Raw genomic sequence first — 16,346 nt, 5'->3', positions numbered from 1 at the left:
GGCGGGATGCTCGACAGAGTCCGATCAGGGCGACGCGCCTTCCACCGATTTCACGACGACCTTCACCCGGATCGCGGCCAGCGGCTACATCGACATGAGTCTTGACTTCGACAACCCCACCGACCAGTCGGTCACCCTTCGCGGCCGGTTGATCGCTCGCGACGGGGACGACGCCGAGGTGCCCGACGTCCAGATCAACACCGCGTTCGAGACCGACAAGGGACGCGCCGTGGTGACGCCCGGCGGGTCCGTCGACTTCGTCCAGCTTCGCGGCACGGGCGCGGACCAGGTCCGAGCGATCACGTTCGAGGACGTCGAGGTGAAGCAGGTGGCGGGCGCCGTCCTGCCTAATCCGGTCGAGCTGACGCCGGTCGGCGCCGACGGGAGTGACCTCGACGACGACATGGACGCCCGACAGGTGCGGCTGGACAATCCCAACACCGACAGCGCGAAGGTCCGCATCGTGCTGCTGGTCCTGCAGGCCCCGCAGGGCGGCGAGCCTCAGCAGGCGTCGCTGATCAGGGACGTCGCAACCGTCGAGGTGAAGCCGCAGGCTTCAACGACGGTCGACCTCGATGCCGAGACGCAGTCGATCCTCCAGGAGCGGGGAGCCGACTCCTTCGTGACGCTCCGACCCGTCCTCGCACCGTGATCGCACGGTGACCCTCCAGCGACGCCACCCGGGCATGCAGCGCTGACGAGCACCTTCCGGATCTCGATCCAGGCACTCTTGGGCGACCAGTTCGAGGCCGCCGCCCCGCAGGAGCAACTCGATGCCTTCCAGCAGACACTGGGGTCCCTGGAGCTCGAGTCATAGGAGCTCGAGTCATGGGCCGAGCTCATCCGCTGCCGCCTACATGGTGCTGGCATCCCCCTCGGTCAGGAACGTCGGATACTGACCGTCCTCGTCATCGTCCGTCCTGATGACCGGACTCACTGGATCGCACGCCAAGGTGCGCAGCTCGCACGTGACGACCTGGCGCGCTCGGAGCACATTCATGACGTTGTCCTCGTCGATGCGCTCGGCGACCCCGAAGAAGGTGTCCTCGTCCTGCCATCCGACCAGCGTGAAGTGGTCCCACGGGGCACCGATGTCGGACTGCCGACCCGACCTCGCGTCATAGACGACCGCATCTGTCGGCCACGTGCCGACGTCGAACAGAGTCGTGCGGTCGGGAGACTGTCGTCCGATCGCGAACATCGACGACTCCGAGAGCTGGCGGGTCTTGCCCTCGCCCGACAAGGACACCCGGTAGCCGTCGGGGAACACGGTGTCGACGAAGCCCTCATAGACGTCCAGCCCGTCCGAGTCCTGCCGCGACGGCGTGGACGACCCGTCGCGCAGGTCGATGGTCCGGTTCTCGAAGAACAGCCGCTCGTCGCTCACGCCGTGCAGCAGCGGCATGATCTCGGAGTAGAGGTCAGTCAGGTCGGCGCCCTTGTCCGGGGCCTTGTCGGGCGTCCGATAGAGCTGCTGTCCCGTGCGGGTGTCGAAGGCAGCCGCCTGGATGACGTGGGTGCCGTACTCGTCGGTCGGACCCCGCGACTGGTCGACGGTTGCGAGCACCGACCGGTCGGCGGACACCGCGACGTTGCTCTGGCCCACCGTGTGGACCTTCTGGGTGTCGCCAGCGGTGTCGGTGAACCACAACGTGCCACCGCGCAGCCAGTAGACGCCCGTGGCACCGAGCACGAACTCGTCGACCCGCTTGCCGAGCCTGACGGTCTGGTCGCCCACGTGGAGGGTCCCGTCGTTCAGCCAGGCCGGTGCCGTGACGGCATCCCACGAGCTCTTCCCCACTGGCAGCGTGAACGGGGCGCCACCGGTGCTGCTGCCCCCTTCGCTGCCGCACCCGGCCAGGACGACGACAGCCAGGGCGCTGGCGAGGACGCGACTCAGCTTCATGCGGGCACGCTACCTTCCGGTGGAAGCCGGGCTTCTTGGTGAGAGCCGGATCGTCAGCGGGACATACTTCAACGAGCGCCGTTCATGACGAGGCTGAGGACGGCGCGCTGCTCCGGCTCGGGCAGGGGGTGCATCAGGAGGCCCTCGATGGCGAAGACACCCAGCCTGGTCATGGGAAGGACCTGCTCCTCGGGCACGCCTGAATGCCGCAGGCCCTCGGCGAGGATCTCGTTGGTGACGGCGTGGAAGCCGTCGTGCCAGGACTCGACGATCGGCGACGTGGCGGCCAGTGCGTGGACGGTCGTGACGAGCTTGGCCTGCTGCTGCAGGCGATCGACGACCCAGACGAGTCGGTCGACCCACGGCGTCCCATCCTGCTCGTCCACACTCCCCATGGCGTCGGCAAGCACGTGGTCGAGCGCCGCGACGAGCAGCGCCTCCTTGCTCTCGAAGTACCAATAGATCGTGTTGGTCGTGACGCCGGCGGCGCTCGCGACGCTGGTCAGCGAGGTCTTCTCATAACCCACCTCGGTGAAGAGGGCGGCGGCTGAGGCGACGATCTCCGCAGACTTCTCCTCGCGGTCACGGGGACGTCGATTTCGAGGCATACGTCACCTTATCTTGCATGGCGATCAAGATAATCGGTACCTTCTTGATCGGCGTCCAAGAAGTCTCTTGCGTCGCCCGGGACTCGAAGGAGAAGCTGATGGCCGAGCCGAGCGACCACCTGTTCACGTTCTCGGAGGAGCGGTTCGACTCCAGCGGCGTCAGCTGCGCAGCTCGCGTCTATCGGCCCGCCGACGCAGGCGCGCAGCGACCCGTCGTCGTCATGGCCCACGGGTTCGGCGGCGTGCGGGCACTGCGCCTGTACGCCTATGCCGAGCGCTTCGCCGGGGAGGGCTACGTGGTCGTGGTGTTCGACTACCGCGGATTCGGCGAGAGCGAGGGGGAGCCCCGTCAGCTGCTGAGTGTCCGTATGCAGCACGAGGACTGGCGAGCCGCACTGCGCTACGCCCGCTCCCTGGACGGGGTCGATCCGCAGAAGGTCGTGGCGTGGGGCACCTCGTTCGCCGGTGGGCATGTCATCACGATGGCCGGCAGCGGCGAGCCGTTGGCAGCGATCATCGCCCAGGTCCCCCACGTCAGCGGACCCGCCGCGGTGCGGTCGACCGGCCTGCGGGCGGCCGCGAAGGTGGCGACTCCCGCCGTCCGCGACCTGGTGGGTTCATGGCTTGGACGTGAGCCCGTGCGCATCGACAGCGTCAGCACGCCGGGACACGTGGGGATGATGACGACGCCGGACGCCCGGCCGGGAATGCTCAAGCTGATTCGTGAATCCGGCCTGTCCGAAGGCAGCTACCCACAGACCGTGGCGGCGCGCATCGCGCTGACCATCGGCACCTACTCGCCGAGACGATGGGCCGGTCGCGTCCAGTGCCCCGCCCTGGTGCAGATCGTCACCGACGACACCATCACGCCACGACGGGTCGCCGAGGCCACGGCAGCCAAGATCAGGCACTCCACCGTCAAGCTCTATCCCGGTGGCCACTTCGATCCCTACGTCGAGCCGCTGTTCGAGACCGTCGTCGCCGACCAGGTCGACTTCCTCACCCGCTACGTCCCGACCACCGCAACCCCCCGGCCGACTGGCGAGCCGTCGGCGCACGAGGTGAACCTTCGGCAACGTGGCCAGGTGTGAACCGTCGCAACCTGTCGGGCCGTCTCCAGACGCAGCAGAAGCGGGCCCCACGCCGGCAGCACGAACGAGAACACCCCCGACCTCGCTGATATCTCACCAGAATCGGGGGCCAGCTCATGGCGGTGGCGGTGGAATTTGACCGCGAAAATCGGCCAGGCCGAGACCCGAGGAGGAGCAAAAACTCTGCGATTCCAGAAGAGTTCGTCTTATCGTGATGCAGCCGAACCCCGCCAGATCACACAGAACGTGCCCACGGATGGCCGCTGCACGCCCTATCGGCTCCTTGGCCTTGGCGACATCCGGCGTCTGATGACGCGCATCCTCCGCGACACGCCTGACCTCACGGCAGACCTCGCCGACGGCCTATTCGGCAGACAGCCCGGGTCCGACGACTCGTCGCGATCGAGGGGGACCGAGGACTCCCGGTGTATCAACGGCCTGCGACGCGCGGCGTGCTCTTCGAGCTCACCACGAGGGTCTTCTCGTCCTGCTTGCGGGCTGTGACCTTCACTGTGATCCGATGACCCTCGTCCTTGGCCAGGAGCAGGTACGTCGTCTTGGTGACACCGCGGATCCGTCGACCGTCGCGATACCAGAGGCGGCTCATCGACGCACCGGCCCGGCTGAACGTCGGATCGGACGCGGTGAGCCGACGACCGACCTTGGCCGTGCCGGTGATCGTCGGCGGCTTCATCACAGTGAAGGCGACCGGCAGCACGGTCGTGCCGACGAGTCTCTCCTCGGACACCTCCGGGGTCACAGCACGCGCTGATGCGAACGATCCTCCCCCTCCGAACCACCGAGTCGCGAATCGTCCGAGTGGATCGCTGATCCGGATCTTGTACGAACGGACAGGCAGCCCGTCGAATCGGAACGTCCCATCGACGGGCACTCGGCCGATCACCTCGTGTGAGTTGTCAGCGGCGTAGATCGTGGCGAACGCGCGATGCAGTACCAACCCGCTCGACGTGACGGCTGAACCGACCAGGTCGCCGTTGGCCGGCAGACCACCGAGCGCGACGTGGGTCGTCCTGCCGCGCCTGAGCGTAATCGTCTTGGCCGTCGCGAACGATCGGCCGCCGTACCACGAGTGCTCTCCGATCCTGACCTTGTAGGTCCCGGGCGGCGCATGCTGGTCGAACGCCCCGGGGTTGGCGGCGACGCTGGCGATGGCCTCACCGTCGTCCGCCCTGTAGAGCACCCCGTAGGTCGCCGCCCGAGCCCCTCGTCCCGTCGCGGTGAAGGTGGCGGAGCTGTCGTGCTCGTCGAAGGTCGCAAGCTTCGGTGAATGAGGCATCGTCACGACCTGGAAGTCGGGATCGACGTTGTCGACCGTCGTGGTGCGGTATTTGCCGCCTGGGTCGATGACCGTGATGCCGTAACTCGTCCTCGGGAGTCCTTGGATCCTGAACCCCGGACTCTCGAAGCTCACCGCCGACGCCACGATCGTCTTCGGGTCGTCCATGCGGTGCACCAGGACCAGCGCGCCACGGAGGACCTGTCCGCGGTCCGTGCTCACGTAGCCAAGCAGCTCCGTCTGCTCGGCCGGGGTCGCCTCGACCTTCGTCGTCTCCCCTGCCTTGACCGTGTAGGTCGTGGCGTTCTCGAACGCCGTCCCACCCACCCAGCTGTTGTCACCGAGGGACACCCGGTAGCGACCCGGAAGCACGGACAGGAAGTCCACCGGTTCGCCTGGAGGGCCCATCGTGGCTTGGCTGATCGGCGCCACGGGGTCGTTGACCGACCAGACATTGATGCTCGCCGACTCGCTGCCCGAGTGAGCTGCCACGTCCACACTCATCCGGCCCAGATCTGCATCGCCAAGGACCTGGCTATCAGGCAGGACGACACGAGCCCCGGACCTGATCGTGATCGTGGTCCTCGTAGCGATCAGACCGAAGTCCGGCAGCGGATCCTTGACGATCACCTGGTACGTGCCCGGAATCACGTCGGACAGGCTGAAGCGGCCGTCCGACCCCGACCTCGCGTGCTGCAGATCGCCCGCGATCACCGGCTCGAGCGTGATCCCGGAGCCTGCCACGGGTGTCGCTCCATCCACGACTCGCCCGCTGATCGAGGCGACCCTGATCAGTTGCGAGTCCACTGCGGGGACATCATGACCGGTCACCCTCACCTCGATCGCGCCGTTGGTCGTCCGCGCCTCCAGCTGGTTGTCGAACGTCTCCCCGAGGTAGATCCCGCGCGGATCCGCAAACCTGACTCTGTACCGACCGTCCAGGACCGAGACGCTCCACGCGCCGCTTCGGTCCGCCTGGACCGTTCTCGAGGACGACGTCTCGACGCCCTCCACTGTCACGCGCACGCCCTGGAGCGGCTGGTGCGCGTCACCGACGACGGTTCCGTTGACGGTGTGCTGGCCTGCGGCCCGCGCTGGCCCTGCGGTCACCGTGAGAGCTCCCATGCTCAGGACCAGGACGGCCGACCACGAACGAACGAACATGTGAAGTGCCTATCGTGACGCGCCGCACTGATGCCGCGATGATGCTTCGGGGCGGTCTGCTTCACCCTGCCCGACCAAGTAGACACGATGTCACTCCCGTCCGTCGGCTGTTCGCCGAAGCGCGACGAGATCCTGAACAGGCATGCCCACGGTCTGCCCACCGATGAAGACTGTGGAGAGCCCGACGGCCTCCTCTTCCCAGACCCCGAAGGCGAGCTGCGCCGCCATGACCCCGGTCGTCTAGGCCGACCTCTTCGAAGACGACCTCGACGCAGTCGCAGTCGCCTTGAACGAGGCTGCGGTGCGAGCGCTCGACGGCGGTTGAGACCCGACCGCGATTGCACGAGCTGTCACAGCGAAAGCCGCAGAGACCCATTGAGGAAAGGTGTGCCCAGAAGCGACACTGCGGCAAAGCGAAAACCCCCGGTACCACTGATACTTCAGTGATGTCGAGGGTTCTCATCGTGCGGTGGCGGTGGGATTTGAACTCGAAGTTCCGCACTCTCCGACCTGCGAAGATGCCCGAATACGCTGCTATTCCAGTGACTTCACATCACTGCCGATACGTTCGAATCCCGCCAGATCACGGCAGAGTGTGCCCAAAATGTGCCCACGAAGGACGCGGCGCACTCAGCATCACGCGAGCTAGGCAGCGAAGCGCTAGCACATCAAATACCTCTCGGGGAACGCGACGACCATAACCGGCGCCGCGCTTATGCCCACGCCACGGTGCGGTCCCACGACATGCCACCGTCAAGCGACTACGCATCCAACCTAAGCGCTCGGCAACCTTTTCAACACGAGAGGCTTCTGATTCACATTCCTCACCGCTATTGCAGTCCCCATCAGTGTTTCCGTTGCGCTGATGCCACTGTGGGAGGGACGCCGGCGGGACATGCTGACGGGCTCGCCCCGAACCCCCGATGGGAAGGCCGCACCTCGTCACCTACCCAGAATCCGGCACAGACCCGATCGTGCAGCAGTCCCGTTCGATCGAATCTCACTGGTGGTGGCCAGAGCCCGGTCGGCGAGACAACGCCTCAAACGCCATGGGCAGTGCGACCGAGATGACGAACAAACCCGATGCAGCGATGAAGAACAGCTCGCTGGCTACTTCCGCCAGAATCAGGCTACCCAGGCCACCTATTGCCACAAGGATGCGTGTCAGAAGGAACCATTTCGGTTCTGGTCGCCCATCAGGCATTCGTCCTCCGCGGGTCTCGTGCTTGCATCGCCCAAATGTGGGACAGGTAGTGGCGCCACCGGGCAGGGATGTAGAGATTTTCACGTTCACGTAAAGGCATCTCTCGAAAAGTCCTGCTGTGCCTGCACTCTGCTTTCCAGATGAGCAAGCAGCAACCCCGGGACGTGGTCGGCCCTTTCGATTGGAGGTTCTCTTCCGGCCTTCATCCGGGCTGCTGTTCCGATCGAGACAATCTCGTAAGATTCGTGTGTGACGACATCGCTGAGGCAGTCCTACCGGGCCCATCTTCGGCAGCTAGCACTGGAAGCTGCCTACGGCGAAACCGTCGACAAGGGATGGGACAAAGTGAGGGTCGGGCAGATTGCTACCTCTATCGGAGCCTCAAGGGCGATGCTTTACAAGGAGTTTGGAGACAAACAGGGTCTGGGTGAGGCACTTGTTCTCCACGAGGCTGAGCGATTCCTCGCCGGCATCAAGGAAGTCCTTGCGGGCTTTCCAACCGATGCAGCTGGCGGGATTCAGGCTTCAGTTCACTTCACGTTGGCCGAGTCTGAGAAGAGCCCCCTGCTCCGGGCTGTCTTGGTGTCCTACCGCGACCCGACGCTCAATCCCGGGGCCGTCGACACACGAAAGGGGATGCTGCCGCTGATCACGACGTCGGGAAGACTCCTCGACGTCGCGAGCGAGACACTTGGCGCCTGGCTTCACCAACAATTTCCTCAGCTCGACGAGACGGACGTTCAGAACGCGACAGACGCGTTGGTGCGTCTAACGGTCAGCCATCTTGCACTCCCCGGAGCAGACGCAAAGGCCACCGGCCAGCAGGTCTCCGAGGTGGCACTTCGGTACCTGGGCCTTCAGCGGTCCGAAGCACCATCGCTGTGAGGCCTGTACTGCCTGGATCCGGGCCAGTTTCGCGTCATCGACCTTCCTGAATGAGCCGAAATTCGCTTGGGGACTGGCCGGTCCATCGCTTGAAAGCATGAGAGAAGTTGGCCACATCGCTGTAGCCGAGGTCAGTGGCAATCTCGCTGACCGATGCCGACCGCTCGAGCAGGAGCAACGTTGCGCGTTCTTTGAGCGAGGCCTCACGTAGGTCGCGGAAAGTCATCCCTTCACCCGCGAGTCGCCGCTTAAGAGTACTGACAGACATCGAAAGTTCCGCCGCAACTGACTGACTGCTTCTCAGCACGGTCTTTTCGTCTAGCAAGTTCCTCACAGCCCGCGAGAATGTCCTTGCCCCCCGGCGCTGCTCGAGGTCCTTCTCGAGGTCTCCTATCGCGTGTCGGTACGCGATCGGGTCAGAGAATCGGCACACCTCGTTGAGCGTCTCGGCGGGAATGCGGAGAAACGAGATCGGAGAGTCAAATATCAGCCGGCTAGCACGAACGTCATCATGATCAATCATCGACGGTGGCGTTGGCCAGTCCAAGTGAAGGGTGATCGTGGACATGTCACCGACGAGCAGTTCAAGCAGGCGAACGAGTGCCGAGCCGCAGTAGGTGATGGCCAAGCGGTCCAAGTCCGGGTCGCCTGCAAGTCCGGTCAGTCCGACCGTGAGCCCTTGGTCACTTGAGTGCATCTGCGGACTAAGGGCCGTCGTGATCAGCGGTAGGTAGGTCAACAGTTCCACGATCTCAGACACTGAGCCCGCACTGACCAGGGGCAGGCTCAGCGGCCCGAAGGACGTCAGTTGAGCCTGGTCCGCGCACGCGAGTCCCAGGCGCGTTGCTTTGTCTGCATCGAGTTTGGGGTACACCTCGCGGAACCATCGCAACGGTGCTTGGACATCCCGCTCGACAAGAGATGCGGCATCCAACCCTTCGCGAGCCATGACGGTGTCGAACCGCGCGACCGCCGCTGGGTCGATCGCCTCGCTTGCCAGAAGTTGGGCAAACGCCAGAGGCGGGACGCCTACGTCGTCGCAGATCATCACCAACCCCATCCCCGGCTGAGCCGAATTCACAACATACTGACCCGGGTGACCCTAGTCACACGCGACGCGGATGGCAACACTTAAGGAAGGTCCTTGTACGCCGGAAATCACATCAGGAGTTTGACATGGCAGTTGTGACCTTTGTGTCGCACGACGGCGAGAAGTTCGATGCTCCCCTGAAGGAGGGCCAGTCATTGATGCAGGTCGCGGTCAACGAAGCCATTCCCGGAATCGATGGAGACTGTGGCGGGGAGGCGGCGTGCGGCACCTGCCACGTGGTGGTTGACCCGCAGTGGTCCGAGACGGTCGGCCTCTCGAGCCCAGAAGAAGAGGAGATGCTCTCGATGAACCCTGAGCGTCAACCGACCTCTCGCCTTTCGTGCCAGATGGCGGTATCCGCGGCATGGGACGGCTTGACCGTCGACCTTCCCGAATTCCAGATGTGACGACGAGAGACCAGGACACCTCACTATGAAGATTTCCGAAGCGATCACCAACAAAGCTCAGTCGGCCATTCCGGTGGACCGTCAGATCCAAGGCGCCCATCTCTACGACAAGACGCGTCGATGGGTGACGGGCACGAACGGTCAGAAGCTCTTCGTCGAGAAGCCGATTCCTCCCGTCGAGGATGTCGAGCTCACTGACATCGACATGAGTAACCCGTTCATGTATCGGCAGGGACGCTGGCTCTCCTACTTCGAGCGGCTGCGTCAGGAGGCCCCGGTCCACTACCAGGCGAACAGCCCCTTCGGCCCGTTCTGGTCCGTCACGCGTCACGCCGACATCGTGGCCGTGGACAAGAACCACGATGCCTTTTCGGCCGAGCCATTCATCATCATCGGCACTCCTCCCCGCTTCCTCGATGTTGCGATGTTCATTGCGATGGATCCGCCTCGGCACGACCTCCAGCGGGCGGCCGTCCAAGGTGTGGTCGCCCCCAAGAACTTGCGTGAGATGGAGGGCCTGATCCGATCACGTGTCCGTGAGGTCCTGGACGACCTGCCGGTCGACCAACCGTTCGACTGGGTCAGCAACGTGTCGGTCGAGCTCACCGCCCGGATGCTCGCCACCCTGCTGGACTTCCCGTACGAGCAGCGACACAAGCTTGTCGAGTGGTCGGACCTTGCGTCATCGATGGAACAGGCCAACGGTGGACCGTCCGACAACGACGAGGTGTTTCGTGGAATGCGTGACGCGGCGTTGGGCCTGAGCGCCCTCTGGCGCGACAAGGCAGCACGGACCGCGGCAGGAGAAGCACCCGGCTTCGACCTGATCACCATGCTGCAGAGCAACGAGGACACCAAGGACCTGATCGACCGCCCCATGGAGTTCATCGGCAACCTGACTCTGCTGATCGTCGGGGGCAACGACACGACTCGGAACTCCATGAGCGGCGGCGTCCTGGCGCTCAATCGCTTTCCCGACCAGTTCGAGAAGCTGAAGGCCAACCCAGACCTGATTCCCAATATGGTCTCGGAGATCATCCGGTGGCAGACACCTCTCGCATACATGCGTCGCATCGCCAAGAAGGACGTCGTCCTGAACGGTCAGTTCATCCGCAAGGGTGACAAGGTTGTGATGTGGTATGCGTCAGGCAATCGCGACGAAACCCTGTTCGAACGGGCCGACGAGCTGATCATCGATCGTTCAAACGCACGCAACCACATTGCCTTCGGGTTCGGCGTTCACCGTTGCATGGGCAACCGACTGGCAGAGCTGCAGCTGAAGATCCTCTGGGAGGAGCTGCTCCCGCGTTTCGAGAACATCGAGGTAGTTGGCGAGCCCGAATATGTGCAGTCCAACTTCGTGCGTGGCATCAGCAAACTGATGGTCCGACTCACCCCGAAGTCCAACGAGTGACTATCTCGCAGGCGGTCATCATTGGCGCAAGTCATGCTGGCGCACAGCTTGCAGCCAGCCTGCGGCAGGAGAAGTGGGACGGGGAGATCCTCCTCATCGGGAATGAGTCCGCGGTGCCATATCAACGCCCTCCGCTCTCCAAGGCGTATCTCGCAGGGAGGAGCACACTGGAGGAACTGGCGATCCGTAATGTCGAGTTCTACGCGAAACAGAACATCCAGCTCTTCGACGCGACGGTGGACGCGATCGACCGCTCGGCTGGGCTCGTCGCCCTGAGCAACGGTGAGACCGTGCGCTACAACAAGCTCGCGCTCTGCACGGGTGCCCGCGCCCGAAGGCTCCCCACGCCCGGCGCTGACTTGGCCGGGGTCTTTTACCTCCGCACGGCAGCCGACGTCGAGCTGATCCGCGAAGCCGCCACAACTGCAGGCACGGCTGTGATCGTGGGTGGCGGCTACATCGGGCTGGAGACAGCCTCCTCGTTGCGCGCCCTCGGCTTGGAAGTCACCGTGCTGGAAGCGACCGAGCGAGTCCTCCAGCGCGTGACGGCCCCCGAAGTCTCGGCGTTCTTCCACCGTATCCACGAGGAGGCGGGAGTCAGCATCAGGACGGGCGCTCTCGTCCAGGCGCTCACGGGTGAGAGCCGGGTCCGAGCGGTGGTCTTGGCCAACGGCGAGTCCATCCCCGCCGACATCGTCATCGTCGGCATCGGCGTCGAGCCAAACACCGAGTTGGCCGCTGCCGCAGGTCTGGTCGTGGACAACGGCGTACTGATCGACGCCCAAGCACGCACGAGCGACCCACACATTGTCGCCGCTGGCGACTGCGCCAGCCACGACTTTGCGCGTTACGGCCGTCGGATACGTCTGGAATCTGTGCCCAGCGCCGGCGAGCAGGCGAAGGTGGCCGCCGCGACGATGTGCGGGAAGTCCAAGGAGATCGCTGCGTTGCCATGGTTCTGGTCGGACCAGTACGACCTCAAACTTCAGATAGCGGGCCTCAACACCGACTACGACGAGGTCATCTTCAGTGGCGATCCCAGTCGTGACCGCGACTTCACCTGCTTCTACCTGCGGCAGGGCGAACTCATTGCGGCCGATTGCGTCAACCGTCCTCGCGACTTCATGTTCAGCAAGAAGGTCATCACGCAGCGAACACCGGTCGAGCGTTCCGACCTCATGAGTGCACCTGCCAACTGACCTGACTCCAGGATGGACCTGTGCGTCGCTTGATCCCACGGGATGCTGCCGTCACTGCGGGATTCGCTCACGCGCCAACTTGTCCACCATTCGCGTCAGAGCTTCATGGAGTTGACGGGTGCCCGCGGTCACGGCATCCGAAGGAGACATTCCCTCCGCGAGGTCGGCTAGACCGAGCGGAAGCCCGATGTGGATGCTGACTTTGGGTCGCCCCAGGAGGCTCGGACGGCGGCTGTAAGCCGGAAGAATTTCTTGCGCCCCCCACTGCGCCACCGGAATGAGCGGAGCCCCAGACTCGAGTGCTAGCCGTACCGCTCCTGTCTTCAGAGGCATCGGACGCCCGCGCTGGTCTACCGTGATCGAGCCCTCGGGGTAGACCACGAGAAGCGCGCCTCCCCGTAGCGCCCTCAACGCTGCGCCGAAGCCATCACCGCCGTGATCGCGATCGACTTCGACATGTCCGGCCGCACGAAACCAGGTTCCTACCAGGCCCCGACTGAAGAGACTGGTCTTGGCGAGGAAGGCAGGAGTTCGCCCCCTCGCCAGTACCAGTTCGGCGATCAGCAACGGGTCGATCTCAGAGACGTGGTTCACGGCGAGCACTGCACCACCGCGCGAAGGAATCCTGTCCACGTCACGCCAGTCGCGACGACGGACAGCGACCAGAACGGGCTTGCAGACTATGTACGCAGTCCACCACGCCACTCCCCGTCGCGGTATCGCGATCACAAACCGCCCACTTCATGATCCGGTGGGGCCGCCGCAAAGTGGGCCGACTCGACCACCACGAAGGTGGCGTCGGCCGAGCCTGCCTTTCGACCTGCTGAGTCCCAGCCATCGGCGTGGAGCAGGAGCCGACGTCCCGTACGCTCGACGACCTCTGCGTTGAACTTATAGGGCTGGTGCAGCCGGAACGGCGCTTGATACTCGACTGTCAGACTTCGTGTGACGGCGAGCGTGCCCACCGTGTACAGCGCGAACCCGAAGAGGTCGTCGAAAGCGAGCGCCACCGCTCCCCCGTGCGCGATACCTGGCGCACCGACCTGGCCGTCACCGAAGCTATGGGTCGACCCGACGCCGTTCGCTGTGCGAATTACCTGCATCCCCAGTCCAGACGGATTATCTGGACCGCAGCCTGCGCAGTTCAGCGAGTGCGGAGGCAGCACCTGCCCTACCTCTACAGCGTCCAGCAAGACAAGGTGATCGGACCACCGGGAGATGACGTCCGCGCGCTCGCGGTTGTTCGCGTCACCGGCGATGCCTGCCTGGTCGTCGCCACGACCTTGCGGCTCGGTCTGGCCTGACAATTTCTACTCCGTTCGATGTGGGCCCAGCGAAGATGAGGTGCTAGATCTCGACGACGCTCAACTCTCCGTCAGCGTGGAGGGCCCTCAAACGCTTCTTGTCAAACTTGCCGACCGAAGTCTTAGGCACCTCGGAGACGAAGCACCACCGTTCAGGCAGCCACCACTTCGCGACCCTACCGTCGAGGAACCTCCGCAGGTCTTCAGGCGATGGCTCACGACCGTCCCGTACGACGATGACTGCCAGGGGCCGTTCCTGCCACTTTTCGTCCGGCACACCGATCACCGAGGCCTCGAGCACGTCTGGGTGGCCGGCGAGCAGAAGCTCGAGCTCAACTGAGGAGATCCACTCTCCGCCGGACTTGATCACGTCCTTGGTCCGGTCGGTCAGCGTGACGAAGCTGTGTTCATCGATCCGACCGATGTCGCCGGTTCGCAACCAGCCCTCGTGGAACTTCTCGTCGTCCGCTTCCTCGCCGACGTACGATCCAGTGATCCATGGGCCGCGGAGCTGTATCTCGCCGACCGATTCGTCGTCGTGCGGGAGATCGTGCCCCGCGTCGTCAACAATCCTCAATTCCACCCCTGCGACCGGCCGACCCTGCGTGGCTCGAAGTCGCCATTGCTCGTCAGCGTCGAGTGATGTCGATGGCCGGGCAATCGACGCCAAAGGGGAAGTCTCGGTCATGCCCCACGCCTGCACCGCGTTGATGCCGTACTTCTCCTCGAATGCCTGCATCAGGTGGAGAGGCACGGCGGAACCACCGCATGCAACCAGATCGAGGGAGGTGACGTCGAAACTCGGGTGAGCCTCCAAGAAATGAAGGACGTCGTTCCAGATCGTCGGGACTGCGCCGGCAATGGTCGGCTTCTCGCTGTCGATGAGCCGGACCAGCGGCTCAGCCTGCAGGAAGCGCTCAGGCATGAGCAGGTCTGCACCAGCCATCAACGCGGCGTAGACCAACCCCCACGCGTTGGCATGGAACATCGGCACGATGGCGAGAACTCGGTCGTCACTGCTGACTCGCAGCCCGTCGGCAGCGCATGCGGCCATCGAGTGCAAATATGTCGATCTGTGGCTGTAGGCGACGCCCTTCGGATTCCCAGTGGTGCCAGAGGTGTAGCACATCGCCGCAGCTGAGCGTTCATCCAGCGCGGGCCAGTCGAACGTCTCAGGCTGACCTGCGATGAAGTCCTCGTAGCCCACGACCGTGAGACCGTCGCGGCGCAGCGGAGTGAGGTCCGCCCCACCTGTCACGACAACTGTGTGGACAGCAGCGAGTTGTGGCAACACCGGGGCGAGAAGGGGCACAACGCTCCCATCCGCGATGACGACCTGGTCATCGGCGTGGTTCGCGATGTAGTTGATCTGATCCGCTGTCAGGCGCAAGTTGAGGGTGTGCAGCACCGCACCCATCGACGGTACGGCGCAGTACGCTTCCACGTGCTCCTGGTTGTTCCACATGAACGTCGCCACACGATCGTCCCCGTCAACTCCGCACCCTCGGAGGGCATTCGCGAGCTGGGCCGACCTCCGCCCGACCTCGGCAAACGTTCCAACTTTCACGCTCCCGTCGGGCTGCAGCGTCCGCACGGTAGCCGCGCCGTGCACGGTCGATCCATGGCGCAGTATGCCCGCTGTGGTGAGGGCAACGTCCATCATCGTGCTCCGCATGAGACTCCTCTGTCTGTGATGCTTTCAAAAGTCGTTGTCCCTGAGATCAGTTCCGCAATCAGGCACGAGAGCGAGACAGCGACGTTGCTGCTGCCTCCAGGGCGCCGACCACCTCTGTCTCGAGCTGCGGCAGCAGGCTGACCGCCGCGACCACCGAGTTCACGCGAGTCCGCACGTCGACGTCTCGCTGGACACCGGCACGTGCGGCCTTCGTCCACGCTTGGGCACATCGGCCGGCAACGTCGGCGAGTTCCGTGGTGGCGACGTCTCCGGTCAGCCGAGCGACGTCGTCAGAACCGTCCGCGAGCAGCCGGCGGAAGAGTCCTCCGCCGGTCCCTGCCTTCTCGATGAAGGCACTCAAACTGAACAGCAGAATCTCGAGCTCATCGAGCGGGAGCCCAGCCCAGGTCTCGACATCGGACGCCAGGAGGGTGACGGCAGCCAGACCTTCGGCTCCGCTCGTTGCTCCCTTGAGGTTCACGATCCCCCCTCCTGAGGGGTGGCGCATGCTTTCCGCCGACTGCTGGAACGCAGTGGATGCGGCCTCGGCGAGGTCCGGCAGTTCATCGGGCCACTCGATTCGATAGGTGCAGTGGCGGGTCGGCTCGGGGAACGACTTGGATGACCGCGCGCGCGCCAGTGCGTCAAGCGGGACCTCCTGCACGTCAGCGCGGTCGTTATCCACGACGAAGGCCACACCCTGATCTTCGTCGTAGCCGATCACGACGATGTCATGGCGACTCATCTGCAGCTTGACCCTCAAGTATGGCAGTTCGGCGATGTCACCCCACACCAAGCTGGGTCGCCCCGCGTCGACCTCTTGGCGCACCCAGGACCACCCCTCGTCGGCGTCGTCGGTGGTGAGCATCTCAACGTCCCCGCCGAGGCGCGTGGGCAGATCTACTTCGAAATCCGCACCACGCCCGACCAGATAAATCGGGGGGATGAGACCGCTCGATCGAACATATGAGAGCCCCAGAGCCCCTCCTAGGGCGAACACCAGACCCTCACTAGGAGGTCCGTCCCACCCGAGACCATGCCAGTGCAGCAGGTCGCGCATGGCGCCGGATCCGCAGTGCCCTCCCATCTGATGCGGGTAGTC

Annotated in this window: 14 protein-coding genes and 1 pseudogene; 6 read left to right on the top strand and 9 right to left on the bottom strand. The window is 64.2% G+C overall.

Features of this window, described 5'->3' with window-relative positions; translation table 11 throughout:
* Positions 1–94 precede the first annotated feature (94 nt).
* Positions 95–652: a hypothetical protein gene (locus HQK15_RS05190; RefSeq protein ID WP_173490325.1), complete on the top strand. Its 558-nt coding sequence runs from the start codon at positions 95–97 to the stop codon at positions 650–652.
* Between the two features lie 201 nt (positions 653–853).
* Here HQK15_RS05190 and HQK15_RS05185 read toward each other — a convergent pair whose 3' ends face one another.
* Together HQK15_RS05185 and HQK15_RS05180 are read right to left on the bottom strand one after the other, a co-directional pair.
* The gene (locus HQK15_RS05185; RefSeq protein WP_173490324.1) at positions 854–1,906 is read right to left on the bottom strand and encodes a hypothetical protein; all 1,053 of its coding nucleotides are present in this window, start codon (positions 1,904–1,906) and stop codon (positions 854–856) included.
* A gap of 68 nt (positions 1,907–1,974) precedes the next feature.
* Positions 1,975–2,514, bottom strand: coding sequence for a TetR/AcrR family transcriptional regulator (locus HQK15_RS05180; protein WP_173490323.1), 540 nt, complete (start codon positions 2,512–2,514; stop codon positions 1,975–1,977).
* A 98-nt stretch (positions 2,515–2,612) separates the two neighbouring features.
* Between HQK15_RS05180 and HQK15_RS05175 the strand changes: the two genes are divergently transcribed.
* Complete coding sequence (locus HQK15_RS05175; protein WP_173490322.1) at positions 2,613–3,605, top strand: alpha/beta hydrolase; 993 nt, start codon at positions 2,613–2,615, stop codon at positions 3,603–3,605.
* Positions 3,606–4,035: 430 nt separating this feature from the next.
* Here HQK15_RS05175 and HQK15_RS05170 read toward each other — a convergent pair whose 3' ends face one another.
* Both HQK15_RS05170 and HQK15_RS05165 read right to left on the bottom strand, forming a co-directional pair.
* A complete protein-coding gene (locus tag HQK15_RS05170) occupies positions 4,036–5,289 on the bottom strand; it encodes a hypothetical protein (protein ID WP_173490321.1) in 1,254 nt (417 codons plus the stop codon).
* Between the two features lie 867 nt (positions 5,290–6,156).
* Complete coding sequence (locus tag HQK15_RS05165; protein ID WP_173490320.1) at positions 6,157–6,294, bottom strand: hypothetical protein; 138 nt, start codon at positions 6,292–6,294, stop codon at positions 6,157–6,159.
* Between the two features lie 1,225 nt (positions 6,295–7,519).
* On the opposite strand from HQK15_RS05165, the gene HQK15_RS05160 reads away from it, so the two are divergent.
* Positions 7,520–8,155, top strand: coding sequence for a TetR/AcrR family transcriptional regulator (locus tag HQK15_RS05160; protein WP_367649062.1), 636 nt, complete (start codon positions 7,520–7,522; stop codon positions 8,153–8,155).
* 34 nt (positions 8,156–8,189) lie between these two features.
* On the opposite strand, the gene HQK15_RS05155 is transcribed toward HQK15_RS05160, so the two are convergent.
* A complete protein-coding gene (locus HQK15_RS05155) occupies positions 8,190–9,203 on the bottom strand; it encodes an AraC family transcriptional regulator (RefSeq protein ID WP_173491093.1) in 1,014 nt (337 codons plus the stop codon).
* Positions 9,204–9,331: 128 nt separating this feature from the next.
* Here HQK15_RS05155 and HQK15_RS05150 point away from each other — a divergent pair, with 128 nt between their 5' ends.
* From HQK15_RS05150 to HQK15_RS05140, 3 genes and pseudogenes are all read left to right on the top strand, one after another.
* Positions 9,332–9,652 carry a 2Fe-2S iron-sulfur cluster-binding protein gene (locus tag HQK15_RS05150; protein WP_173490319.1) on the top strand — a complete coding sequence of 107 codons (321 nt, stop codon included), beginning with the start codon at positions 9,332–9,334 and terminating at the stop codon, positions 9,650–9,652.
* 25 nt (positions 9,653–9,677) lie between these two features.
* Positions 9,678–11,063, top strand: a pseudogene (locus HQK15_RS05145) (cytochrome P450); the annotation flags it as partial.
* On the top strand, positions 11,063–12,265 hold the full coding sequence (locus HQK15_RS05140) for an NAD(P)/FAD-dependent oxidoreductase (protein ID WP_173490317.1): 1,203 nt from the start codon (positions 11,063–11,065) through the stop codon (positions 12,263–12,265). The pseudogene HQK15_RS05145 and the gene HQK15_RS05140, both read left to right, overlap by 1 nt.
* Before the next feature lie 51 nt (positions 12,266–12,316).
* Here HQK15_RS05140 and HQK15_RS05135 read toward each other — a convergent pair whose 3' ends face one another.
* The 4 genes from HQK15_RS05135 to HQK15_RS05120 all read right to left on the bottom strand — a co-directional run bounded on the left by HQK15_RS05135 (position 12,317) and on the right by HQK15_RS05120 (position 16,331).
* Entirely contained in the window at positions 12,317–12,898 is a 582-nt protein-coding gene (locus tag HQK15_RS05135) for a lysophospholipid acyltransferase family protein (protein ID WP_367649061.1), read from the bottom strand.
* A 92-nt stretch (positions 12,899–12,990) separates the two neighbouring features.
* A complete protein-coding gene (locus HQK15_RS18290) occupies positions 12,991–13,572 on the bottom strand; it encodes a PaaI family thioesterase (RefSeq protein ID WP_217361344.1) in 582 nt (193 codons plus the stop codon).
* Positions 13,573–13,612: 40 nt separating this feature from the next.
* Positions 13,613–15,244: a fatty acid--CoA ligase gene (locus HQK15_RS05125; RefSeq protein ID WP_173490315.1), complete on the bottom strand. Its 1,632-nt coding sequence runs from the start codon at positions 15,242–15,244 to the stop codon at positions 13,613–13,615.
* A gap of 58 nt (positions 15,245–15,302) precedes the next feature.
* Positions 15,303–16,331 (bottom strand): BtrH N-terminal domain-containing protein, encoded by a 1,029-nt coding sequence (locus tag HQK15_RS05120; protein WP_302477542.1) that lies wholly within the window; start codon positions 16,329–16,331, stop codon positions 15,303–15,305.
* Positions 16,332–16,346: the final 15 nt, after the last annotated feature.

Origin of the sequence: Aeromicrobium stalagmiti (genome assembly GCF_013283745.1) — a bacterium.
Lineage (GTDB): Bacteria > Actinomycetota > Actinomycetes > Propionibacteriales > Nocardioidaceae > Aeromicrobium > Aeromicrobium stalagmiti.
Note: the sequence above shows the minus strand (reverse complement) of the source record. Positions and strands in the feature narration are given on the sequence as shown.

What these genes read in the sequence shown, in the direction of transcription:
- HQK15_RS05190 (WP_173490325.1), top strand. Translation starts at nt 95, where the DNA reads ATGAGTCTTGACTTCGACAACCCCACCGACCAGTCGGTCACCCTTCGC.
- HQK15_RS05185 (WP_173490324.1), bottom strand. Translation starts at nt 1,906, where the DNA reads ATGAAGCTGAGTCGCGTCCTCGCCAGCGCCCTGGCTGTCGTCGTCCTG.
- HQK15_RS05180 (WP_173490323.1), bottom strand. Translation starts at nt 2,514, where the DNA reads ATGCCTCGAAATCGACGTCCCCGTGACCGCGAGGAGAAGTCTGCGGAG.
- HQK15_RS05175 (WP_173490322.1), top strand. Translation starts at nt 2,613, where the DNA reads ATGGCCGAGCCGAGCGACCACCTGTTCACGTTCTCGGAGGAGCGGTTC.
- HQK15_RS05165 (WP_173490320.1), bottom strand. Translation starts at nt 6,294, where the DNA reads ATGGCGGCGCAGCTCGCCTTCGGGGTCTGGGAAGAGGAGGCCGTCGGG.
- HQK15_RS05155 (WP_173491093.1), bottom strand. Translation starts at nt 9,203, where the DNA reads ATGATCTGCGACGACGTAGGCGTCCCGCCTCTGGCGTTTGCCCAACTT.
- HQK15_RS05150 (WP_173490319.1), top strand. Translation starts at nt 9,332, where the DNA reads ATGGCAGTTGTGACCTTTGTGTCGCACGACGGCGAGAAGTTCGATGCT.
- HQK15_RS05125 (WP_173490315.1), bottom strand. Translation starts at nt 15,244, where the DNA reads ATGCGGAGCACGATGATGGACGTTGCCCTCACCACAGCGGGCATACTG.
- HQK15_RS05120 (WP_302477542.1), bottom strand. Translation starts at nt 16,331, where the DNA reads ATGGGAGGGCACTGCGGATCCGGCGCCATGCGCGACCTGCTGCACTGG.